Genomic DNA, 21,671 nt, shown 5'->3' with positions numbered 1-21,671 from the left:
CCAGGGCAGAAAAACGAGAGATTGGACAGGGATGGCACTTTGGTCAGGCCGCTTTGAGCAGGGAGTGAGCGAGTTCACGCAGGAGTTTGGCGCGTCGCTCGAGGACGACAAGAGCATGTACGCGCAAGACATCGCGGGCTCCATCGCGCACGCAAGGATGCTTGCCCGCCAAGGCGTCATCCCCCAGGAGGACGCAGAGAAGATCGAGGCCGGCCTGCTGAGGATAAAGGGCCAGATCGACGCCGGCACGTTTGCGTGGGACGTGAACGACGAGGACATCCACATGGCCGTGGAGGGCGCGCTCATTCGCGACATCGGCGCGCCCGGAGCGCGCCTGCACACCGGGCGTTCCCGCAACGACCAGGTGGCGACGGACATCAGGCTCCTGGCAAAGGACATGCTGCGCGAGCTCGCGAAAGAGAACTGCAAGCTGAGGAAGACCCTGCTTTCGGCGGCCGAGAAGAACTTCGACGTGGTGATGCCGGGCTATACGCACATGCAGCATGCCCAGCCCGTGCTCTTCTCGCATCATCTTCTGGCGTACTTCTGGATGTTCTCGCGTGACCTGAAGAGGGTTGCGTCGGCCTTTGAGGACGCCGACGCGAACCCGTTGGGCTCGGCCGCGCTCGCGGGCACGACGTACCCGCTGGACCGCTTCTATACCACGGAGCTTTTGGGCTTCGACCACCCCATCCCAAACTCGATGGATGCGGTATCTGATCGCGACTACCTGCTTGACCTGCTGTTTGCCTGCAGCGTGAGCATGATGCACCTCTCGCGCCTGTGCGAGGAGATCATCACATGGTCTACCACGGAGTTTGGGTTCGTCACGCTGAGCGACGAGTACTCCACGGGGTCCTCCATCATGCCGCAGAAGAAGAACCCCGACTTTGCCGAGCTCACGCGCGGCAAGTCCGGGCGCGTGGTTGGCAACCTGGTGGCGCTCCTGGTGACGATGAAGGGGCTGCCGCTTGCGTACAACAAGGACCTGCAGGAGTGCAAGCAGGGCGCCATCGACTCGGCGAAGACCCTGCGCGACTGTATGACCTGCATGGAGGGCATGATCGACACCTGGACCGTGCATGCGGACAGGATGCTGGAGGAGGCGAAGGCGGGATTTACGGCCGCGACGGACGTGGCCGACTACCTTGCGAAGAAGGGTATGCCGTTCCGCCGCGCCCACGAGGTGGTGGGCGAGCTGGTGCTGTACTGCGAGAAGCACGGCAAGGGCCTGGAGGACCTGACGCTGGAGGAGTTCCAGGCGGCGAGCGACCTGTTTGAGAAGGACGTCGTGGCGGACCTGGACCCCGCGGGCATCGCCCGCGCGCGCAACACCTACGGCGGCACCGGCCACGACGCCGTCCGCGTGCAGCTGGGCGAGGCCAAGGCGCGTCTTCAGTCCGACGAGGCCATGGTGGAGGGCATGTAGCTCTTCTCGCATGGGTAAACTCGCACGTTTCTTGCATGACGGTCTTCTGAGCTTGGGCTACAGCCGGCCCAGGCTCTTTTTTGCGCGGTAGAATCTTGCGTGTAGGAGCGTAACCAACCTGTTGCCATACGGAGGGAAGCCGCATGATTGATCGCTACACTCGTCCCGAGATGGGAAACATCTTCGAGCTCGAGCACAAGTACGAGGTCTGGCAGGAGATCGAGGTCCTGGCCTGCGAGGCCCACGCGGAGCTGGGCGAGAGCGGCATCACCAAGGAGGAGGCCAAGTGGATTCGCGACCACGCGAAGTTCAACAAGGCCGAGGTGGACGAGATCGAGGCCGTGACCAACCACGACGTGATCGCGTTCCTGACGAACATGGGCTCCTACATCGACGCGGACGTGCCCGAGGGCGAGCCGAAGCCCAGCCGCTGGGTGCACTACGGCATGACCAGCTCTGACCTGGGTGACACCGCCCTGTGCTACCAGCTGTGCGAGGCGACGGACATCCTGATAGATGACTGTCGCAAGCTGGGAGAGATCTGCCGCCGCCGCGCGTTCGAGGAGAGGAACACGCTCTGCGTTGGCCGCACCCACGGCATCCACGCCGAGCCCATGACGTTTGGCATGAAGTTTGGCAGCTGGGCGTGGGAGCTCAAGCGCGACCTTGACAGGCTGAGGGACGCCCGCAAGAACGTGTCGTTTGGCGCCATCTCCGGCGCGGTGGGAACGTACAGCTCCATCGACCCGCGCGTGGAGGAGTACGTCTGCAAGCATCTGGGCCTGGTGCACGACCCGCTGTCGACGCAGGTCATCAGCCGCGACCACCACGCGTACCTCGCCGGCGTGCTTGCGACGACGGCCGCCACGTGCGAGCGCATCGCGACCGAGATCAGGAACCTCCAGCGCACGGACACCCTCGAGGCCGAGGAGCCGTTCCGCAAGGGGCAGAAGGGCTCCAGCGCCATGCCGCACAAGCGCAACCCCATCACCGTCGAGAAGGTATGCGGCCTTTCTCGCGTGGTGAAGGCGAACGCGCAGGTGGCCTTCGACAACGTGGCGCTGTGGCACGAGCGCGACATCAGCCACTCGTCCGCGGAGCGCGTGGCGCAGGCGGACAGCTTCATCGCGCTGGACCACATGTTCCAGTGCCTCATCCGCATCGTGGACGGCCTGCAGCTGTATCCCGCGCAGATGATGGCCAACCTCAACAAGACCAAGGGGCTGATCTTCTCGTCCAAGGTCCTTCTGCATCTGGTGGACACCGGCATCACGCGCGAGGACGCCTACAAGATCGTGCAGGAGAACGCCATGGCCACGTGGCACGAGATCCAGCAGTGCGACCCCAACGGCACCACGTTCCGCGCGAAGCTCGAGGCCGACCCGCGCTGCAGCCACCTGACGAAGGAGGAGCTGGACAAGATCTTCGACCCGTGGAGCTTCCTCGGCCGCATCGACGTGGTATTTGACAGGCTGGAGCAGCTGAGCTTCGACTAGCGCCTGCTGCAGGCAAATGCAAGGGAACGCCTAGGCGAGAAGACCCGCGACGCCAGCCGCGGGTCTTCCTGTGTATGGCGGCCGCGTGCAGCGTGCGCTGGGTATACTTGTTTCCGACAGAGAGGACGGGAATGTTTCACTACGACTTTGTGCCGCGCGGCGTGTGCTCGCGCGTCATCCACCTGGACCTGAGCGACGACGGGCAAACCATCGAGGGCGTGAGCTTCGAGGGCGGCTGCGAGGGCAACCTGAAGGCCGTCGGCAAGCTGGTGGAGGGCAGGCCCGTGGCGGACGTGGTGGAGCTTCTTGCGGGCAACACCTGCGGCATGCGCGGCACCTCGTGCGCGGACCAGATGACCATCGCCCTGTGCGAGGCCCAGCGCGAGCTTGCGCGGGTGCGGGGCTAGTCCGGTCATGGCGAAGGGCGGCGCGAGGCACGCGCTTACCAGGCGCGGGCTGTTCAGGGCGGGCGCGGCCACGGGCGTGGCGGCGGCCGCCATTGGCGTCATGGCGGGCTGCGGGCGCAACACGAAGGACGACGAGACCGCCCCGACCGTGGTGAACGACAAGTCCGCGGACTACGTGATCGACCCGAAGACGAACGAGAGCAAGTACAAGTCCGTCGACTTCAAGAAGGAACCCGTCGCGACGTGGACCATTCCCGTGGGCAACGTGCTGCATCCCGGCGGCGACACGTGGATTCCCGTCACGTCCGCGGGGAGCTCCGCGACGCCCATGGTGAAGGGGTCCGCGCTCGACATCACGAGCGGCACGCTTTCCGAGGTCGTGAACAAGACCCACACGTCGCACAACACCAACATGGTGATATACGACGTGAGGTGCTCGGACAGCGTCTATGCGTGGAGCGAGCTGGACCTGCTCACGCACAAGTGGTACCTGTACGCCGCGGCGTTCTCTGGCGGGGCCCTCGCGGGGGACGTGTCCACGCTCTGGCACGCAAGCAAGGACTATGACCCGCCGCTGTTTGCCGTTGCGGGCAAGAGGGTGATCTGGCAGGTCATGCCATCGGCAACGGGCGCGAAGGCCGCGAAGAGCTCGTCTTGCTACGTGTGGTCCCTGGGGGATTCCAAGGCGCGGCGGGCCATAGAGTCCCCGGGGCGCTTTGCGACGGAGCCGGCGGTTTCCGACGGCACCGTGACGCTCACCCCCCGCGTGCGCGCGGACAAGGGCACGTACTACGGCATAACGTCGTACAAGCTGAGCGACGACCTCTCCGAGCAGGTGGACCAGCTCGTGCTGCCGGCGGGCGTGAAGCCGCTCAACGCGGTGAGCATAGACGACCGCTTCGCGTTCTCCATCGAGGCGAGCTACGACTCCGGCGGCCTGCTGGGGACGATGGGCTCCTACATCGGCAAGCCGGAGGGGCCGTTCGTGGCGCTGTCCCGCGAGCCGTTCGCCCCGATCTGCGGCAAGGACGGCACCTACATCGTGAAGAGCCGCGCGTCGTACTTCGTGATCGACACGGACAAGAGGAAGTACTCCGTGCTTGCGGCGCAGAACCGTTGCGTGGACTACGGGGAGTATCCGGCCTGCGTGGGCTACACGTCGCGGTTCGTGACCTTCTCGACCATCAAGAACCAGGACACCGGCTACCCCGAATCAGTGTCTATCCGAGTATTTTCTCTCTAGTTCCCGCTTTTAGGGGCTTCGTTCTGGGGTATCATTACTCTGAATCACAAAAAAGGCGCACAATGCACATAACAGCCCCTGAGCAGTAAATGGAGGAGGCCATCCATGGCTTCGGACGAGAAACGCATCCTATTGGTCGAGGACGAGAAGACCATTCGCGACGCCGTCGCGGCATACCTTGAGCGCGAGAACTACATCGTACGTGGCGTAGGCGACGGCCAAAGCGCCCTGGAGGAGTTCGAGAAGCACTCCTTCGACCTCATCATTCTGGACCTCATGCTCCCGAAGCTCTCTGGCGAGCGCGTCTGCCGCGCCATCAGGGAGACCTCTAACGTCCCCATCATCATGCTGACCGCGAAGGGCGAGGTCGAGGACCGCATCATCGGCCTGGAGCTTGGCGCCGACGACTACCTGATCAAGCCCTTCTCGCCCCGCGAGCTCGTGGCCCGCGTTCGCGCGCTGCTGCGCCGCGCGCATGCGGAGAGCGAGCCCCAGCTCGAGGTGCTGGACTTTGGCGACCTCGTCATCGACATCTCTGGCCACAAGGTCATGGTCGAGGGCAAGGAGGTCGACCTCACCGCGTCAGAGTTCAAGCTGCTCACGACCCTCGCACGCTACCCGGGCCGCGTCTATACGCGTATGGAGCTGGTCGAGAAGGTCTTGGGCTACGACTTCGAGGGATACGAGCGCACGATAGACTCCCACGTGAAGAACCTTCGCGCGAAGCTGGGCGACGACCCCCGCAACCCGCGCTGGCTCTACACGGTGCACGGCGTTGGCTACCGCTTCGAGGCACCGCAGAAGCCGGAGAAGAAGAGTGCGGAATAGCGCCGCAGACAGGTAAGCGACAGACGTGGCAGACATAGACGCAACCAGGTCATACGACGAGCGTGAGGACGCAGGCGAGAAGAGCGAGAGCGCGAAGGCCGAGTACTCGACCTTGAGGCGCGCGCCGCGCGTTGCCAACCCGACGACGTCCTTCACGGGTCGCATGGCCTTCTTCTCGGCACTGACCGCCGTGATGACGGCGGCCATACTCTCCATCGTGCTGGCGGTGGTGTGGGAGCAGCAGTTCCAGGGCTACACCAGGCAGAACATGCAGCGCCTTGCCCAGCAGACCGCGGACACCCTTGGAACGCAGTACGACAAGGGCGGGGACCGCTGGACCTCGAGCGTCATCGAGTACGCGAAGACGAGCGTGTCCGCGTACCCGGACATAAGCATGCAGATACTGGACGCCAACGACGCCCTGGTGTACGACGAGACCGCGGCAAACCGCGCCGCCTCTGGCAAGATGTCGCACGACTCGAAGCAGAACCCCGTGCCGTCCTCGGCAAACGACATCGTGTCGGCCGAGGTGACCGACAGCACGGGCAAGAAGGTCGGCACCGTTCGGCTTTGGGCGTTTGGGTCCGAGGCCCTCATCACGAAGTCAGATGCGGCCTTCAGGCAGAACTCGTACACCGCGATCCTGATGGCCGCGGCTGTCGCCATATTCCTGGCAAGCATCATTGGCTACTACACGTCGCGTGCCCTGACGCGACCGATCAAGAAGATAACCGCGACAGCGACGCAGATCAGGAACGGCGACCTGACGGCCCGCACGGGGCTGAAGGGCACGGACGAGATAGGCCAGCTGGGCGAGACGTTCGACGGCATGGCGACGGAGCTCGAGCGCGACATCAAGTTCGAGCATCGCCTGACGAGCGACGTTGCGCATGAGCTGCGCACGCCGCTCATGGCAATGCAGGCCACGGTCGAGGCCATGCAGGACGGGGTGCTGCCGGCGGACGACGAGCACTTCGAGACGGTCGCGAGCGAGGTGAGACGCCTTTCTCGCCTGGTCGACGCGATGCTGCACCTTTCCCGCGTTGAGAACAACGAGAAGTTCAAGACCGAGAAGACCGACATGGTCTTCGTGCTGAAGAGCCTGGTGACGATGCAGCAGCAGCTGTTTGCCGACTGCGACCTGCGGCTGCGCTTTGACGACAAGACGCCGAACCACGAGCTCTTTGCGGACGTGAACCCCGACCTCATTCGCGAGGCAATCACGAACCTCATGTCAAACGCGATGCGCTACACGCCCGCGGGCGGCTGGGTCGTGGTGAGCATTGGCTACGAGGGTCGCAGCTACATGCAGATATCCGTTAGGGACACGGGCATCGGCATCGCGAAGGAGGACATCCCGAGGGTGTTCTCGCGCTTCTGGCGCTCAGACGCAAGCCGCGAGCGGGTCTCTGGCGGGCTGGGCGTGGGCCTCGCGCTCACGAAGGAGATTGTCGACAAGCACAATGGCAGCATCTCCGTGGAGTCCGAGCTTGGGAAGGGCACGACGTTCACGCTGCACATCCCGCTCGAGCACAAGGCGGGAAGTCCTTCTCGCGAGGAGTAGCCCCAGCGGAATAGTCCCAGCGCCGCGCTCGCCGGCCCGCTGCGAATGGCGCACGGGCCGGTTTAAATTGCGTGACGCATCGCGGCGCGCCTGAGCCTGAAATGGCTAATCCATTACAATGGATGCGCTATGCACGTGTGTTAACTGGACCTCGATGAGGGGAGACACCTAATGGGAGCCATGGAGCTTCGTCCGGATTCTCACGGCAAGGTTCGCGACATTTACGACTGCGGCGACAGCCTGCTCATGGTCGCGAGCGACCGCATCAGCGCGTTCGACTACATCCTGCCCGACGAGATTCCGTACAAGGGAGAGATTCTCTCCCGCATCTCGGCCTTCTGGTTCAACAGGTTCAAGGACCTGATGCCCAACCACCTGATCACGATGGACGTGAGCGAGTATCCGGAGGAGTACCAGAAGTACGGCGAGTACCTCACGGGTCGCTCCATGCTCGTGAAGAAGGCCAAGACCGTTCCCATCGAGTGCATCGTCCGCGGCTACCTCACCGGCTCTGGAAAGAAGACGTACGACCAGGACGGCACCGTCTGCGGCATCAAGCTGCCCGCCGGCCTGACCGAGGCGTCCAAGATCCCCGAGCCGATCTTCACCCCGTCCACCAAGGCTGCGCTTGGCGACCACGACGAGAATATCAGCTTCGAGCGCTGCGCCGAGCTCGTGGGCGAGGACGTCGCGACCCAGCTGCGCGACGCGTCCCTGAAGCTGTACACCGCGGCGGCGGAGTATGCCCTGACGCGCGGCATCATCATCGCGGACACCAAGTTCGAGTTCGGCTTCATCGACGGCAAGCTGACGCTGATTGACGAGGCGCTCACGCCCGACTCGAGCCGCTTCTGGCCCGCGGACGGCTACGAGCCCGGCAAGGTGCAGCCCAGCTATGACAAGCAGTACGTGCGCGACTGGCTGAAGGCGAACTGGGACATGACCGGCGAGCCGCCCCACCTGCCCGAAGAGGTCGTCAAGGGTACCTCGGAGCGCTATCAGGAGGCCTTCGAGATCATCACTGGCGAGAAGTTCACCCCCATGAAGGAGTCAAATGTCTCTGCGTGAAACCATTAACGCGGCCAAGAGGGAGGCGCAGGAGGCAAACGCGCCCCTCGCCAAGAAGGAAGAGAAGGCCGCAGCCGACGAGGAGGAGCGCTCGGGCTTCTCGAAGCGCTCCGTCTCTCGTGCAAAGCCCGCGCGCGAGGCCGCATCGGGCGTGCGCGTCGTAGGCGCTTCCGGCGGTGCGGGAAAGTCCGCTGCCTCGGGCAAGGCCCCGGTCCAGATGACGAAGGACGAGAAGAAGCGCGCGCGCCGCGAGCGCCGCGACGAGGCCGACCGCCGCGCGTCCGCCTCGCAGATCGTGCTGAAGCAGATCCCGGGCTACAAGAGGTCCCAGCGCGTCTGGTGGGGGCTGCTTGGCACGGGCTTCGTGTGCACCATCATCTCGTGGCTGCTGCCGAACCTCTTCCCCCAGCAGGTGAACGAGGGAACGACCCCCATGGGCGTTGCGGTGTTCATCATGCTGGTCGCGGCGTACGCCCTCATCATCTCGGCGTTCGTGTACGACTGGCGCGTCGTGCGCCCCATGAGGAAGAAAGCCGAGTCCACCACGGGTGCCATGACCAACAAGAAGGTCACGAAGGTGCTCCGCGGCGAGGCGAACGAGATCGCCCGCGAGCAGGCCGCCCGCGACGAGGCCAAGGCCGCGCGCCGTGCTAAGCGCTCTGGAAGGCACGAGCAGCACAAGTAAAACTCTCGGCCCCACATCGTCCAGAAGATGATAGAATGGTCGAGCACGGCCCCGTAGCTCAGGGGATAGAGCACAGGTTTCCTAAACCTGGTGTCGTTGGTTCGAATCCGACCGGGGTCACCATGAAATGTGAGGTCAGCGGCTTAGGTCGCTGGCCTTTTTCGTTAGCGCGGCAATGCCGGCCAGGTGCGATGGCTGCGCGTCTCGGTGGCATGCGCCTTTTGACCGGCCGTTGCCGCGCGAGGCTCTGGTGGGTCGCTGCCCGACGCCTCCACATGTGCCCACAGAAAAGCCCGCGGGCGAGAAGAACGGCTCTTCTCGCCCGCGGGCGTCTTCCTATGTTTGGTGCGCTAGGCCTCTATTGGCCTCCGGTTGGTTTGGTCGTCGTGCCGGTGGCGCCATTGTTGGTCGTCGTGCTGTCCGTGTTGGTGTTGGCGCCGCTGGTTGTGGGGTCGGGACCGTTGGAGATCACGAGGGTGATCGTGGCTCCGCTCTTGGCGCTCGTGGCCGACTGCGAGACGACGGTACCCTGTGCGACGCTGGAGCTGTACTGGTAAGTGAGGTTGTACTTGAAGCCCTCGGCCTCCAACGCGCCCTTGGCGTCGTCTGCCGTGGACCCCACGACGTTGGGCACTGAGACCGTCTTCGGGCCGTTGGAGACGTATATCGTGACCGTGGAGCCCTTGTCGGCGCTGCCGGTGGGGGACTGGTCGTACACGTAGCCCTTCTGGACGGTGTCGCTGTTGCCGTAGCTGACGTTGACCTCGAACCCGGCACCCTTGAGCGCGGACGTCGCGGAGTCCGCGTCCTGGCCCACGACGCTGGGTACGTCCACGGACTCCTTGCCCTTGGACAGCTGGTAGGTGATGGTGTCTCCAGCCTTGGCCTCGGAGCCGCCCACCGGAGACTGCTTTGCGACCATGCCAACCGAGACGTTCTCGTCGTACACGGAGTCGCCGGCCTGCCCCACAAGGCCAACCTTCGCGAGCGCCTTGTCGGCCTGCGAGGGGCTCATGTCCGTGAGGTCGGGGACCTTCACCGTGGCGGCGGGCTCCTTGCCCTTGGAGATTACCAGGTTGATCTTCGTGCCCTTTGCCACCATGCGGCCGGAATCGGGGTCCTGGTCCATGACCACGCCCTTCTCGACCGTGCTGGAGTACTGCTCCTTGACGGAGCCCTTCTTGAAGAATTCTGACTCGTCGATCGCCTTCAGGGCGTCCGCCTCCGTCATGCTGAGGTAGTTTGGCACCTCGCGCTTCTGGTTGCTGGGGTTCACGAGCGTGTAGATGCCTACGATCGCCGCGATGAGGGCGATGACGCCGAGTATCGAGAAGAGCACGACGCGCCGCTTGTGCTTCTTCATGGCGGCGTCGGCCTCTTGCTGGGCCTTCTGCGTTGCGGTCTGCGGCTTGATGTGCTCGGCGGTGTCGATGCGCGGCAGGCTCTGGGTGCTGGACGCGGCGATGGGCGCGATCGCGGGCACCACGGGGTTTGCCGGCAGCACCTCGGTAGCGTTGTTGACGGCCGCGAGGCGTCCCGCAAGGTAGTCGCGCAGGACGTGGTACAGCTCGTCCGCGGTCTGGAAGCGGTCCTTCGGGTCCTTCTGCATGCACTTGAGGATGATGCTCTCGAGCGCGGAGTCCACGGCGGGGTTCACGGCCGTCGGCGGCACCGGCTGCTCGTTCACCTGCTTGAGCGCGACGGAGATGGCGTCGTCGCCGTCGAAGGGGACGCGACCGGTCGCGGCCTCGTACATGACGATGCCGAGCGAGTAGATGTCGGTCGTGGGGCCAAGCTCCTTGCCCTGCGTCTGCTCGGGCGATACGTAGTGGGCGGTGCCCAGAACGGAGTTGTCCGTGGTCAGGTGGCTGTTCTTCGCGCGGGCGATGCCGAAGTCCATCACCTTGATGTTGCCGTCCGGCTGCACCATGATGTTCTGCGGCTTGATGTCGCGGTGGATGATGTCGTGGCGGTGCGCGACGGAGAGCGCCTGCGCGATCTGGCTGCCGATCTGGGCGACCTTCTTGCTGTCAAGCGCGCCGTGCTTGCGGATGCCGCTCTTGAGGTCGGTGCCACGCAGGTACTCCATGACGATGTAGTAAGTGTCGCCGTCCTTGCCCCAGTCGTACACGGACACGATGTAGGGGCTCTGCAGTGCGGCGGCCGCCTGGGCCTCCTGCTTGAAGCGTGCCGCGAAGGAGGGGTCGGCGGCATACTGGGGCAGCATCGTCTTGATTGCTACGGTTCGCCCCAGCACCTCGTCCAGACCGCGGTAGACAATCGCCATGCCGCCGGTGCCGATTCTGTCCTGTACGGTATAGCGCCCCCCAAGAACTCTTTCTGCCATCGTCACTCCGTCTCATCCTCAAAAGCCGCGCGCTCGTGCGGCATTCAACATACTAATCTACCCGCTCGCCATCGCGTCGTTGTGTGGGAACTCGATACTATACGCCGGCTCCCATCGCCTGTACGCGCAGGCACGTGGCAAGCACCTTACCTGCAACTCCCGCGGCGACGCCTACCATCCTCTCGCCCTCGGATCCCTCGATGCAGACCGAAATCGCCACCGTGGGCTGGTCGTAGGGGGCGAATCCCACGAACAGGGAGTTTGCCGTGTTGGAGCTCACCTCTGCGGTGCCGGTCTTGCCCGCGACCTTCACACCGGGGACCTGGGCGCCCATGCCGGTGCCGTCGTTCACGACGTCCAGCATCGCCTCCCCGATCTGCTGCGCCGTCTGGGCGGACACCGCCTGTCCCAGCGACTTGGGTTTCGTGGTAGAGCTGGTCGCGCCCTCGGGGGTGAGGATGTGGTCGACCACGTAGGGGTTCATGACGACGCCCTTGTTCGCGATCGCGGCCGCGACGACGGCGTTCTGCATGACCGTGGTCTGCGGTCCCGCGGGGCTGGAGTGCTGGCCCACGGGCTGGCCGACGGCCGACCATGCGGTCTCCCACTCGGTCATCTGTGAGGGGTCCGGCATGAGCGAGGCCACGGTGGAGAAGTCCTGGCCAAGCTTCTGCCCATACCCGAACGCGTCGGAGTAGCTCACGAGCTTGCTCGCGCCCACCTGCTGGCCCAGCTGGCCAAACACCGTGTTGACGGAATAGGTGAGAGCCTCCTTGAGGGAGAGCGAGCTCCACGCCTCGCCATCGATGTTCGTGACCTTTGCACCGCCGATCTCTATCGACGCGGGAGCGCGGTAGGTGCTGTCGAGCGTCGCCACGCCAGAGTCGAGCGCCGCAGAAAGGCTCACGATCTTGAACGTGGAGCCCGGCGTGTACAGCGTCTGCGTCGCGCGGTCCACCAGACTGGCGTTGTTGCCGGACATGGCCGAGCCGATGTCGTTGTAGTCGAACGACGGGTTGGAGGCCTTCGCGAGCACCGCGCCGGTGGTGGGGCTCAGCACCACGATGGCGCCGCGGTGACCGTGGAGCGCCTGCTCGGCGGCCTTCTGCATCTGCGAGTTGATGGTGAGCACCACGGACGACCCCGGAGTCTCGATGCCGGCCATCGCGTTGATGGCGCTTGACCAGGTTGAGTAGTCCGAGTGGCCCGTGAGCGTCTGGTTCATGGTGGCCTCGACGCCGCTTGCCCCGTACTGTGACGAGAGGTAGCCCACGGTGTGCGTGGCGACGTTTCCCTGCGGGTACGTGCGCACATACGTGCCGTCGGGCTGCTTGACGGACTCTGCGAGCGTCGCGCCGTCCGCCGCGATGATCGCGCCGCGCTGGACCTTCGCGCTCTTGGCGATGGTGTGGTTGTTGTTGGGAAGCGTCTGGTAGTAGTCGGCCTTGAAGACCTGGATGTAGGTGAGGTTGGCCACCAGCAGGGCAAACATCATCGTGAACACGGTCACGAGCGACACGAGCCTGTTGCCGAGGGCCACGCGGCCCAGGACGCCGGACTCCGGGGTGTCAAGCCCGCGGCGGGCGCGTGCATGGGCGCCGTGCACCACGGAGGCCATGGCCTTCTCGACCTGCGTCTGAGAGCCCACGCTTCCGGAGCCCTGCTCTATCAGGGCCTCGCGGCCCGTCCCCTCGTCGCCGGCCTTCAGCAGAAGCCCGACGATGATGAAGCTGGCCAGAAGCGAGCTGCCGCCCTGGCTCATGAACGGGAGCGTGACGCCCGTGAGCGGCAGCAGCTTGGTCACGCCGCCCACGATGAGAAACGCCTGCACCGCGATGGCTGCGGTGAGGCCAACCGCGGTGAACGCGGAGATGTCGGACTTTGCGCGCGCGGCCGTGGCCAGCCCGCGCACGGCGAGCAGCATGTAGCAGATGAGCACGGCGGACGCGCCGAGGAGGCCCATCTCTTCTCCGATGGCCGAGAAGATGAAGTCTGACTCGACGACGGGGATGAGCTTGGGAAGCCCCTTGCCGATGCCGGAGCCCACGAGGCCGCCGTCCGCGAGCGAGTACAGCGACTGCACGATCTGCAGGCCCTTGCCGGACGGGTCCTTGAACGGGTTCATCCAGATCTGGACGCGCGTCTGCACGTGGCCGAAGAAGTGGTAGCAGAACACGCCGCCGATGGCCAAAAGCAGGATGGACACGAGGACGTACCCCACGCGCCCGGTGCAGACGTACAGCATGATCACGAAGAACGTGAAGAAGAGAAGTGCGCTGCCCAGGTCGCGCTCGAACACCACGACCAGAAGGGACATACCCCACATGAGCATCATGGGCGCGAGCATGCGCGGGCGCGGCAGGTCGAGCGGGCCGACCTTGACGGCGGACGCCGAGAGCATCTCGCGGTTCTCTGCGAGGTAGGCCGCGAGGAACAGGACGATGAGGATCTTCGCGAGCTCGCCGGGCTGGAACGAGAGCGGCCCCAGGACGATCCAGAGCTTGGAGCCGCCGCGCGACGTGCCGATGAGCATGGGCAGGAGAAGCAGCGCGACGCCGACGATGCCCATGGTGAACTTGTACTGCGCCAGGGCCTCGATGCTGGGCACGAGCACCAGCACGGCGATCATGGCCGCGACGGAAAGGAAGAGCCAGGTGACCTGGCCTATGGCGAGCGAGGGTGCGAGCCTCGTCACGAACGCGATGCCGATGCCAGAGAGCAGGAAGACAAGCGGAAGGATGGCCGGGTCGGCCTCTGGCGCAAAGCGGCGCGTTGCGAAGTGCGCGACGCCGAACGCCGCGAACAGCCCGATGGGGACCGCGAGAGACGAGAAGCTCAGCGCGATCTTCGCGTTGAGCAGGTACATTGCGTACAGAAGGATGACGGGGATGGCCGCCGCAATGAGCAGGCCAAGCTCAGTGTTCCTGCGGGTGTTGATTGCCCTTGGCATCGTGACTACTCACCTCCGGACGTGGACGAGGCGTCCGACTGCGACGAGTCGCTGGTGTCCTGGTCCGAATCCGACTTTGCCTTTGCCTTGTCTGCCGTGATTGCCGCGTCGGTCTTGTCCGTGTCGATCTGGTCGCGGTAACTTTCGACCGTGTCGAGCGCCGCCTGCTCAGAATCGACGGTGACGCCTTTCCTCAGGCTTTGCTGGATGGCCGCGGGCAGGTCGCTCACCTGCACGGACGAGGTGTCTACCAGGTGGCTCAGGCGGATGCCGAGCACGCTTTGGTTCACGCCGGAGTAGATGCCGACGGTGCCGTTGTTGTTGCCCAGGTACCACGAGCTGCGCACGTACAGCGCCAGCGCCCCGGTGACCAGGGCGAGAAGGACTACGAAGGCCAGCAGGCCGCCAAACATCCAGCGCCTGCGATACGTGCGCCTGGCCTCAGAGGAGCCGTCATCGAGGACGTCCACCACGACGACGGTGACGTTGTCGTGCCCACCGCCCGCGAGGGCCGCGGAAACAAGGTTGTCCGCCGCGGTCTGGGGGTCGACGCACGAGACGGCGATGTCCTCTATCTCGGAGTCCTCTACCATGGAGGAAAGCCCGTCCGAGCAGATGATGATGCGGTCCCCCGTCGCGACCTCGAGCGTGAAGTGGTCGGCGTACATGTCGGGGTCGTTGCCGAGCGCCCTGGTGATGATGGAGCGCGAGGGGTGGACCCTCGCCTCGTCCGCGGTGATCTCGCCGGCGTCCACCAGCTCCTCGACGTACGAGTGGTCGTGCGTGAGGCGCACGAGCGCTCCTGCGTGGAGGAGGTAGATGCGCGAGTCGCCAACGTGGGCGATGGCGACCTTGTTCTTCTCGACGAGTATGCACGATGCGGTGCAGCCCATGCCAGGCTTGCCCTTGCCGGTCTTGGCGCCCTCGATCACCTTGGCGTTCGCGGTCTCGACGGCGGCGCCGAGAAGGACGTCGTCCGCGTGGAGCGGGGCGTTCGCGGCGATGGTCTCGACGGCGATGGAGCTGGCGACCTCGCCGGCCGCATGCCCGCCCATGCCGTCGCACACGGCGAACACGGGCGCCTGCACGAGGAACGAGTCCTCGTTGTGGCTGCGCACCAGGCCGATGTCCGTGCGCGCACCCCAGGCCAGCATGCCGCTGGCACCCTTTCTGGAGTCCGTGCCCTCGCGGTTCTCGACGGGTATGACGTCGTGGCCGGGGCTTGCGACGGGCTTCTTGCCGCCGTGCCCGGCGATCCTTGTGTATAGGCTCTCCCTGTGGAGGGGGAGCGGCAACGGCTTCAGCTTCATCGGCGGCTCACATGCATGATGGCGTCGCCCACCTGGACCTCGTCACCGTCGCGAAGCGTGACGGGCGTGTCTCCGATGGGGTGGCCGTTCACGAGCGTGCCGTTCTTGGAGCCAAGGTCCTCGAGCACGAGCGCCGGGCCTTGCAGCGTGAAGCGCGCGTGCGTGGCCGAGACGAACGGCTCGTTGATGACGATGTCCGAGGACGGGGAGCGGCCTATGACCACGGGGCCCAGAATGTCCACGTGGAGGCCGCGGAGCGCACGCGAGCCCTTCTCGACGTCGACGGACCAGATGGCCGCGTCGCGACGCTGGCCGCGCACGAGGCCGATGCCCGTTTTCATGACCGCGAAGAGGAACGCGTACAACAGGACGACGAGGACGATCCTGCCGATGAACAGAACGAGGTCGATCATCATGACTGGTTCTCCCTGAACTCAAGGTTCACCAAACCAAGCGTGATGAGGTCGCCGTCCGCAAGGGCGCACGAGCTGACCTCGGCATCGTTCACCATGGTGCCGTTGGTGGAGTTGAGGTCCGTTATGTGCCACGTGCGGCCGTCGAACGAGAGCTCGGCGTGGTGGCGCGACACGTTGGGGTCGTGCAGGACGATGCCGTGCGGCGTGCGCTCGCGGCCGATGACCGTGGTGGGCGCGATGCCGGTGTACGTGCGGCCGGTCTGGTGGTTGACGAGCAGGCAGGTAGGCACGTCCGCGGCGGCCTCCTGCGCGCTGGAAAGGTTGCGGTCGCGGCTGACCAGGGGGACGTTGCGGCGCTGCGTCTGCGGCACGGGGATGGCCTCATCCTGCTGCTGCGCGGCGGCCGGGATGTCGTCCGGCTGGACGAAGTCCGTGGGGATGACCTTGAGGCCGGCGGACGCGTCCGCGACGGGCTCGACGACGGGGGCGAACTCCTCGTGCAGGAGGCCGTCCACGATGTCGCGGTTGATGGGCGCGGGCTCCGGAACGGAAGGCGCCGCCGCGGGCTCCGGCGGCAGGACCTCGATGGCGGGCTCTGCGGGCGCGCGGTGCGGAGACCGTGCGCGGCGCGGCTTGCGCTCCGCCGCGGCCGGCTCGGGACGGAGCTGACCCGCGGCGCCGCCAAGGCCGACGGAGCTTGAGAGGAAGGCGTCCTCCTCCGCGCGCAGCCTGGAGAGCGTGCCGGCGTCGACGTTTTCCGCGAACACGGCGAACTTGCCGCTGCGAAGCGACGGGTCGATCATGAAGCGCGCGAGCGGCTTGCCCACGAAGATGTATCCCTTGCTCTGGGCCTGAGCCTCCACGAACGCGACGATCTCTGCGGTGAGCTGCGCATACAGGGGGCGCATCGCAGCGTCATCCGCGGCCGAGACCAGGATGGTATACAGCGCGGGCGCGGTGTTTATGCCGTCGATCTCGAACGTCTCGTTCTCCATCTCGCGCGTGGCGCGCTTTGCGAGCTTCTTGAAAGAAAACGGCGCGGTGTAACCCTGGGGCGCGGCGCCAAACGCGTCGCCCACGCGGGTCTCGAACGTCTTAAGCAAGTTCATCTATTTCCTCAACCTCCCCGCCCGCGTCGAGCGGGCCTCTTAGGTTGGTGGCAATGCACACAAACACACATAAGAGTATCGCAACGGCGACGTCTGCAAAGTTAGGGCTGGTCCATATACCGCCATTCTCCACTCGCGCCGCCATGAACTGCGACGTTATAAGAATCGCGGTACCAACGACCTGACCTGCGACACCGCTGACAACGGAGCTCCTGAGCCTGCCGGAGCGGTACAGGAGCGAGGCGACAAGGGCCCCCAGACAGCTGCCAGCCAAAAGCAGCCACGTGCCAGGTTGCGCGAGCCTGGCCACGAGCGCCGCACCCACGGCGTCCGCGCCAAAGCCGGTCTGCCGCGCCGCGCCAAAGGCAAGCTGCCACACGAAGCCCACCCCCGCGGTCGCAGCGGCACGCGCGGGCGCAAGGCAGAACGCCGCGAGCGCCGCCCCGCCAAACGGCTGGCCAAGGGCGCAGGGGAGAAGAACGGCGCACGTGGACAGGCGCTCGCTCGTGCCGACGGGAATCCACCACGCCAGGAACGCCACGACGCAGGCAAGCGGCAGCAGGATGGACGCGGCGGTGGCCCCGACGCCGAAGAGCGAGAACGCGAACGCCGCCAGCGCGAGCGCCGAGCCCGCCGGCGGCCACGCGGCCCCGACGCCGGCCGCAGCCACTGCCGTGACGCCCGCGCTCCGCGCGAGCGACGACGCCGTGAGCGCCACGTACACCGCCCAGGCGGAAAGAGCCGCGGCCCCGGCGCGCGCCGCTACGCCGCCGAGCCAGGGGTAGCGATAGGCAACGGGCAGCGCCTCTGGCTTGAACTCGTCTGCCCTGAGCGCCACGTCCTTCTCGTCCTGCGACATGAGCTCCCTTATGGACTCTGCGCCAAGGTCGGGGTCTCCCAGGCCAAACACAAGCTCGTTCGCGAAGGCCTCCGCGGAGGGGGTGCGCTGCGTGGGATTGGGGTCGAGCGCCTGCATGATGACCTCCTCGGCCATGCCCGCAAGCGTCGGGTCCATCTTGGACAGCGCCACCTTGGGCCCACGCTCGATCTTGCGCAGCGACTCCTCGGCCGTCTTCGCCGCAAAGGGGTTCTGGCCGGTCAGCGCCTGCCAGACCACGACGGCGAGCGAGAAGATGTCCGCGCGCTCGTCCACCAGGTCGCCCTCGATCTGCTCCGGCGGCATGTAGCCAACGGTGCCGCCGCGCACGCCGCCGTAGCCGGCCGCAGAGGCCAGCATTGCCATGCCAAAGTCGCAGAGCTTTATGGCGCCCGAGTGCTCGATCATGATGTTCGTGGGCTTGATGTCCAGGTGCAGCACGCGGTTCTCGTGCGCGAAGGACAGGGCGCTCGCGACGGATTGCACCAGGTAGGCGCACTCGTCGTTTGTGAGCGTGCCGCCTTCGACGCGCGCGAGGAAGTCCGCGAGCGTGAGTCCGTCCACGTACTCCATCACGAGGTACGCGTACGTGCGGTCCACCTCGAAGTCGTACATGGTGACGATGTTGGGGTGCGCCAGCATGCTTGCTGTGCGGGCCTCCGCGAGAGCCTCGCTTATGGTCGAGGTCGCCGCGCCGCCCGGCTGGCCCATAAGGGGAATCCGCTTGATGGCGACCCTGCGCTGCAGGCGCGTGTCCCAGCAGGTGAGGACGGTGCCAAAGCCGCCCGCCTCGCCGGGCTTCATGACCCGGTAGCGGCCCAGCAGAAGCGCCTGCCTGGCCTGAGGCTGGGCGGTGCCCGTCTGATGTTGCAAGAAGTCCTGGTCCCCCACGACGCCATCCTTGTCCGTTTGAGTTGCATGTGCTGGCGCGATGAAGTGTCACGGCACGAACATTGTACTGTCGAGAAGGGCGTGTCTGCCACGACGCAACCCATTTCAGCATATGAAAGGTGTGAACGTGATGTGGCGACTCCCGCCGCGGCGAAACTCTTCAAAAATACCCATTGCCAAACGATGGCGGATGGTATTAGAATGCTGACTCACGCGGGCGTGGCGGAATTGGCAGACGCGTACGGTTCAGGTCCGTATGAGAGCAATCTCATGAAGGTTCAAGTCCTTTCGCCCGCACCATTGCATGCGAGGCCCCATCAGTCGGATTGGCTGGTGGGGCTTTTTGCTTATGCGTAGGCCGCCCGCCAAAAAGAGGGTCCCGCGGCCAACGTGGCTGTGGGACCCCTAACCTGCGGCTCTTCTCGCCGTTCTGTCTTATGGAGCTAGTTGTTGTCGTCCTCGAAGCTGCTCCAGCCGCTCTCGTCGTCATCGTCGTCGAAGAGGTCCCAGTCCTCGGGGGACTTCTCGTGGTTCTTGTATATCTTCCGCGTCTTGCGCTCCAGCACGACGGAGACGATCAGGAAGAAGATGATTCCGCCGACGATAAGGCAGAGCACGCCCGCTGGCTTGTTGAACAGCCAGTCGAAGAAGGTGCCGATCTGACCCATGAGGTGACCTTTCTATCTTGGTGAACAACTCAGGCTAAAAAGCGAGATTCAGAACAACAAGTATATACTTGAACGGCTGTACGTAGGCCTGTCCCGACAGGTCGCTTGTTACCGATACAAAGGGGAAACGAGATGCTCGACATCAAGTTCGTACGCGAAAATCCTGACGCAGTGGACAAGTCGTGTGCGTCCAGGCAAAACGCGCACTGGGATAGGGAGAGGTTCTTCGAGCTCGACGAGGAGAGGCGCTCCGTGATCGCAGAGGTCGAGAGCCTCCAGGCAGAGCGTAACGCCGCCTCCAAGGAGATCGGTCTCCTCATGCGCGACGGAAAGAAGGACGAGGCCGAGGCCGCGAAGGCGAAGGTCACCGCAAACAAGCAGAGGATCGCCGATCTTAACGAGAAGCGCACCGACGTGGAGAAGCAGCTGTTTGACCTGGTTGCGGCCATCCCCAACATCCCGCACGAGAGCGTTCCCTACGGCGTCGACGATTCCGACAACCCTGAGGTTCGCAAGTGGGGCGAGCCGACCCACTTCGACTTCGAGCCCAAGGCGCACTGGGACCTTGGCTCCAGCACCGGCATGATCGACTTCGAGCGCGGTATCAAGCTTGCGGGCACCAGGTTCTACCTGCTTGGCGGCGCCGGAGCCCTCATGGAGCGCGCGCTCATCAACTTCTTTATCGACACACACGTGAAGGCCGGCTTCAAGGAGTGGTGGCCTCCCGTCATAACCAACTATGACAGCCTGTTTGGCACCGGCCAGCTCCCCAAGTTCGACGACGACCTCTATCACGTCTCGGGCGGCATGTACCTCATCCCGACCGCGGAGGTCATGCTGACCAACATCCACCGCGGCGAGGTCCTCGACGGCTCCCAGCTCCCGCTGTGGTACACGGCGTTCACCCCGTGCTTCCGCGAGGAGGCCGGCTCCGCCGGTCGCGACACGCGCGGCATCATCCGCGTGCACGAGTTCGACAAGGTCGAGATGGTCAAGTTCGCGAAGCCCGAGGACTCCATGAACCAGCTCGAGTCCATGGTCACCGAGGCGGAGAGGTGCCTGCAGCTGCTTGGCCTCCCGTACCACGTCGTGACGCTCTGCACCGGCGACATCGGCTTCAGCGCCACCAAGTGCTACGACCTCGAGGTCTGGCTGCCGAGCTACAACAACTACAAGGAGATCTCCTCCTGCTCCAACTGCTGGGACTTCCAGGCGCGCCGTGCGAACATCAAGTACAAGGACCCGTCCGAGTTCAAGGGGTCCCGCTACGTCCACACGCTGAACGGCTCGGGTCTCGCCGTCGGACGCACCATGGCCGCCATCATGGAGAACTACCAGAACGCCGACGGTTCGATCACGGTCCCCGAGGTTCTTCGCCCCTACATGCGCGACATGGAGGTCATCAAGCCTCTCGCGTAGCCGCGACCACACGTACGGCTTGTTTTTCCCAGGCGGGCGCTCATCCGGGCGCTCGCCTTTCTTCTTGAAATAGTTACGAACAACAGTTCTATTTTTCAATCGGACGTAGTATACTCGTTCCAACGAAATCGTCGGGGAGGGAGAAGAGATGAAGGATGTTCTCGTGGGATCTGTCGGCACCAACGTCCTTTCGGTGCACGCGGCCGGAGAGTCCAGGACCGTGGACGTGGTCATGAGTGATAACGGCGTGGAGGTGTGGGAGGAGACATTCGGTCCCACTACCATGTCTGTCCACGGAGCCCCCAGCCACATAAACAGGGTCGTGCTCGATGCTTCCGCAGCAAACGAGGCGATGTCGCTGTTTGGAAACCGCGACGGCGAGCCGGCGGAGGTTTTTGGCGAGTTCTTCAAGACGGGGGAGAGAACCACGCTCGACCTTATGGATTGGCTCGACTGGAGTGCCATTCCCTACAAGGCCGTGTCATCTGTCGACGGGTTCTTCTTATAAGAAAAAGAGGCCCCTTTCGGGGCCTCGCAAGTTCTGGTGCGGCGTATAGGATTCGAACCTATGACGTTCTGATTCGTAGTCAGACCCTCTATCCAGCTGAGGTAACGCCGCCTGTGCAAGAGCCCCTTTCGGGGCTCCCGGATAATCTGGTGCGGCGTATAGGATTCGAACCTATGACGTTCTGATTCGTAGTCAGACCCTCTATCCAGCTGAGGTAACGCCGCATTGCAGTAATTAAAATGCCACTGATGGGAAACCGCGTCAAGGGAGAATTTCAAACTTTTTGGAATAGATTGCGATTTAATCGATTTACCTGCGAAAAAGAAAAGACCCAATCAAATTTCTTTGATTGGGTCCGAATCGTCTGGCGGAGAGCTGGGGATTCGAACCCCAGATAGGATTTGGTCCTATACTCGCTTAGCAGGCGAGCACCTTCGGCCTCTCGGTCAGCTCTCC

17 protein-coding genes and 5 tRNA genes are annotated in these 21,671 nt (G+C 64.5%); 12 read left to right on the top strand and 10 right to left on the bottom strand.

Annotated features, from left to right (window positions below; genetic code table 11):
- The first annotated feature begins 31 nt into the window (after positions 1 to 31).
- The 9 genes from argH (at position 32) to ACTQWE_RS00255 (ending at position 8,843) form a co-directional block, all read left to right on the top strand.
- Positions 32 to 1,429, top strand: a complete 1,398-nt coding sequence (argH, locus tag ACTQWE_RS00295) for an argininosuccinate lyase (RefSeq protein ID WP_304121441.1) — start codon at positions 32 to 34, stop codon at positions 1,427 to 1,429.
- A gap of 143 nt (positions 1,430 to 1,572) precedes the next feature.
- On the top strand, positions 1,573 to 2,925 hold the full coding sequence (gene purB, locus ACTQWE_RS00290; protein WP_170103807.1) for an adenylosuccinate lyase: 1,353 nt from the start codon (positions 1,573 to 1,575) through the stop codon (positions 2,923 to 2,925).
- Positions 2,926 to 3,056: 131 nt separating this feature from the next.
- Entirely contained in the window at positions 3,057 to 3,332 is a 276-nt protein-coding gene (locus ACTQWE_RS00285) for a TIGR03905 family TSCPD domain-containing protein (RefSeq protein WP_441854990.1), read from the top strand.
- Positions 3,333 to 3,339: 7 nt separating this feature from the next.
- Positions 3,340 to 4,575 carry a Tat pathway signal protein gene (locus tag ACTQWE_RS00280; protein WP_441854988.1) on the top strand — a complete coding sequence of 412 codons (1,236 nt, stop codon included), beginning with the start codon at positions 3,340 to 3,342 and terminating at the stop codon, positions 4,573 to 4,575.
- A gap of 105 nt (positions 4,576 to 4,680) precedes the next feature.
- Complete coding sequence (locus ACTQWE_RS00275) at positions 4,681 to 5,403, top strand: response regulator transcription factor (protein WP_090847058.1); 723 nt, start codon at positions 4,681 to 4,683, stop codon at positions 5,401 to 5,403.
- A gap of 25 nt (positions 5,404 to 5,428) precedes the next feature.
- On the top strand, positions 5,429 to 6,967 hold the full coding sequence (locus tag ACTQWE_RS00270) for a sensor histidine kinase (RefSeq protein ID WP_170103804.1): 1,539 nt from the start codon (positions 5,429 to 5,431) through the stop codon (positions 6,965 to 6,967).
- A 171-nt stretch (positions 6,968 to 7,138) separates the two neighbouring features.
- Positions 7,139 to 8,035: a phosphoribosylaminoimidazolesuccinocarboxamide synthase gene (locus ACTQWE_RS00265; protein ID WP_441854986.1), complete on the top strand. Its 897-nt coding sequence runs from the start codon at positions 7,139 to 7,141 to the stop codon at positions 8,033 to 8,035.
- A complete protein-coding gene (locus ACTQWE_RS00260; RefSeq protein ID WP_170103803.1) occupies positions 8,022 to 8,720 on the top strand; it encodes a hypothetical protein in 699 nt (232 codons plus the stop codon). Before ACTQWE_RS00265 ends, ACTQWE_RS00260 begins: the two co-directional genes overlap by 14 nt.
- A gap of 47 nt (positions 8,721 to 8,767) precedes the next feature.
- Positions 8,768 to 8,843: transfer RNA gene (locus ACTQWE_RS00255), tRNA-Arg, on the top strand.
- A gap of 235 nt (positions 8,844 to 9,078) precedes the next feature.
- Here ACTQWE_RS00255 and pknB read toward each other — a convergent pair.
- The 6 genes from pknB to ACTQWE_RS00225 all read right to left on the bottom strand — a co-directional run bounded on the left by pknB (position 9,079) and on the right by ACTQWE_RS00225 (position 18,620).
- Positions 9,079 to 11,067 carry a Stk1 family PASTA domain-containing Ser/Thr kinase gene (gene pknB, locus ACTQWE_RS00250; protein ID WP_441854984.1) on the bottom strand — a complete coding sequence of 663 codons (1,989 nt, stop codon included), beginning with the start codon at positions 11,065 to 11,067 and terminating at the stop codon, positions 9,079 to 9,081.
- Positions 11,068 to 11,164: 97 nt separating this feature from the next.
- Positions 11,165 to 14,017 carry an FtsW/RodA/SpoVE family cell cycle protein gene (locus tag ACTQWE_RS00245; protein WP_441854982.1) on the bottom strand — a complete coding sequence of 951 codons (2,853 nt, stop codon included), beginning with the start codon at positions 14,015 to 14,017 and terminating at the stop codon, positions 11,165 to 11,167.
- Positions 14,018 to 14,022: 5 nt separating this feature from the next.
- On the bottom strand, positions 14,023 to 15,327 hold the full coding sequence (locus tag ACTQWE_RS00240; RefSeq protein WP_441854981.1) for a Stp1/IreP family PP2C-type Ser/Thr phosphatase: 1,305 nt from the start codon (positions 15,325 to 15,327) through the stop codon (positions 14,023 to 14,025).
- A complete protein-coding gene (locus tag ACTQWE_RS00235; protein ID WP_320785901.1) occupies positions 15,324 to 15,740 on the bottom strand; it encodes an FHA domain-containing protein in 417 nt (138 codons plus the stop codon). Before ACTQWE_RS00235 ends, ACTQWE_RS00240 begins: the two co-directional genes overlap by 4 nt.
- The gene (locus ACTQWE_RS00230; protein WP_441854980.1) at positions 15,740 to 16,852 is read right to left on the bottom strand and encodes an FhaA domain-containing protein; all 1,113 of its coding nucleotides are present in this window, start codon (positions 16,850 to 16,852) and stop codon (positions 15,740 to 15,742) included. The genes ACTQWE_RS00235 and ACTQWE_RS00230 overlap by 1 nt, the downstream gene beginning before the upstream one ends.
- Positions 16,839 to 18,620, bottom strand: a complete 1,782-nt coding sequence (locus tag ACTQWE_RS00225) for a serine/threonine-protein kinase (protein ID WP_441854978.1) — start codon at positions 18,618 to 18,620, stop codon at positions 16,839 to 16,841. Before ACTQWE_RS00225 ends, ACTQWE_RS00230 begins: the two co-directional genes overlap by 14 nt.
- Before the next feature lie 213 nt (positions 18,621 to 18,833).
- Between ACTQWE_RS00225 and ACTQWE_RS00220 the strand changes: the two genes are divergently transcribed.
- Positions 18,834 to 18,920, top strand: a tRNA-Leu gene (locus ACTQWE_RS00220).
- A 143-nt stretch (positions 18,921 to 19,063) separates the two neighbouring features.
- On the opposite strand, the gene ACTQWE_RS00215 is transcribed toward ACTQWE_RS00220, so the two are convergent.
- Positions 19,064 to 19,288 carry a DUF6724 family protein gene (locus tag ACTQWE_RS00215; protein WP_090847084.1) on the bottom strand — a complete coding sequence of 75 codons (225 nt, stop codon included), beginning with the start codon at positions 19,286 to 19,288 and terminating at the stop codon, positions 19,064 to 19,066.
- Between the two features lie 132 nt (positions 19,289 to 19,420).
- On the opposite strand from ACTQWE_RS00215, the gene serS reads away from it, so the two are divergent.
- On the top strand, positions 19,421 to 20,707 hold the full coding sequence (gene serS / locus ACTQWE_RS00210; RefSeq protein WP_441854976.1) for a serine--tRNA ligase: 1,287 nt from the start codon (positions 19,421 to 19,423) through the stop codon (positions 20,705 to 20,707).
- A gap of 148 nt (positions 20,708 to 20,855) precedes the next feature.
- Positions 20,856 to 21,215, top strand: coding sequence for a hypothetical protein (locus tag ACTQWE_RS00205; RefSeq protein WP_441854974.1), 360 nt, complete (start codon positions 20,856 to 20,858; stop codon positions 21,213 to 21,215).
- A 34-nt stretch (positions 21,216 to 21,249) separates the two neighbouring features.
- On the opposite strand, the gene ACTQWE_RS00200 is transcribed toward ACTQWE_RS00205, so the two are convergent.
- The 3 genes from ACTQWE_RS00200 to ACTQWE_RS00190 all read right to left on the bottom strand — a co-directional run bounded on the left by ACTQWE_RS00200 (position 21,250) and on the right by ACTQWE_RS00190 (position 21,671).
- Positions 21,250 to 21,326 (bottom strand) — tRNA-Arg (locus ACTQWE_RS00200).
- Positions 21,327 to 21,362: 36 nt separating this feature from the next.
- Positions 21,363 to 21,439 (bottom strand) — tRNA-Arg (locus ACTQWE_RS00195).
- Positions 21,440 to 21,580: 141 nt separating this feature from the next.
- Positions 21,581 to 21,671: transfer RNA gene (locus ACTQWE_RS00190), tRNA-Ser, on the bottom strand.

The organism is Parafannyhessea sp. LCP19S3_B1 (genome assembly GCF_052121955.1).
Lineage (GTDB): Bacteria > Actinomycetota > Coriobacteriia > Coriobacteriales > Atopobiaceae > Parafannyhessea.
Note: the sequence above shows the minus strand (reverse complement) of the source record. Positions and strands in the feature narration are given on the sequence as shown.

Excerpts from the sequence above, each read along its gene's own strand:
- argH (WP_304121441.1), top strand. The coding sequence starts at position 32 with ATGGCACTTTGGTCAGGCCGCTTTGAGCAGGGAGTGAGCGAGTTCACG.
- purB (WP_170103807.1), top strand. The coding sequence starts at position 1,573 with ATGATTGATCGCTACACTCGTCCCGAGATGGGAAACATCTTCGAGCTC.
- ACTQWE_RS00285 (WP_441854990.1), top strand. The coding sequence starts at position 3,057 with ATGTTTCACTACGACTTTGTGCCGCGCGGCGTGTGCTCGCGCGTCATC.
- ACTQWE_RS00280 (WP_441854988.1), top strand. The coding sequence starts at position 3,340 with ATGGCGAAGGGCGGCGCGAGGCACGCGCTTACCAGGCGCGGGCTGTTC.
- ACTQWE_RS00275 (WP_090847058.1), top strand. The coding sequence starts at position 4,681 with ATGGCTTCGGACGAGAAACGCATCCTATTGGTCGAGGACGAGAAGACC.
- ACTQWE_RS00265 (WP_441854986.1), top strand. The coding sequence starts at position 7,139 with ATGGGAGCCATGGAGCTTCGTCCGGATTCTCACGGCAAGGTTCGCGAC.
- ACTQWE_RS00260 (WP_170103803.1), top strand. The coding sequence starts at position 8,022 with ATGTCTCTGCGTGAAACCATTAACGCGGCCAAGAGGGAGGCGCAGGAG.
- pknB (WP_441854984.1), bottom strand. The coding sequence starts at position 11,067 with ATGGCAGAAAGAGTTCTTGGGGGGCGCTATACCGTACAGGACAGAATC.
- ACTQWE_RS00245 (WP_441854982.1), bottom strand. The coding sequence starts at position 14,017 with ATGCCAAGGGCAATCAACACCCGCAGGAACACTGAGCTTGGCCTGCTC.
- ACTQWE_RS00240 (WP_441854981.1), bottom strand. The coding sequence starts at position 15,327 with ATGAAGCTGAAGCCGTTGCCGCTCCCCCTCCACAGGGAGAGCCTATAC.
- ACTQWE_RS00235 (WP_320785901.1), bottom strand. The coding sequence starts at position 15,740 with ATGATCGACCTCGTTCTGTTCATCGGCAGGATCGTCCTCGTCGTCCTG.
- ACTQWE_RS00230 (WP_441854980.1), bottom strand. The coding sequence starts at position 16,852 with ATGAACTTGCTTAAGACGTTCGAGACCCGCGTGGGCGACGCGTTTGGC.
- ACTQWE_RS00215 (WP_090847084.1), bottom strand. The coding sequence starts at position 19,288 with ATGGGTCAGATCGGCACCTTCTTCGACTGGCTGTTCAACAAGCCAGCG.
- serS (WP_441854976.1), top strand. The coding sequence starts at position 19,421 with ATGCTCGACATCAAGTTCGTACGCGAAAATCCTGACGCAGTGGACAAG.
- ACTQWE_RS00205 (WP_441854974.1), top strand. The coding sequence starts at position 20,856 with ATGAAGGATGTTCTCGTGGGATCTGTCGGCACCAACGTCCTTTCGGTG.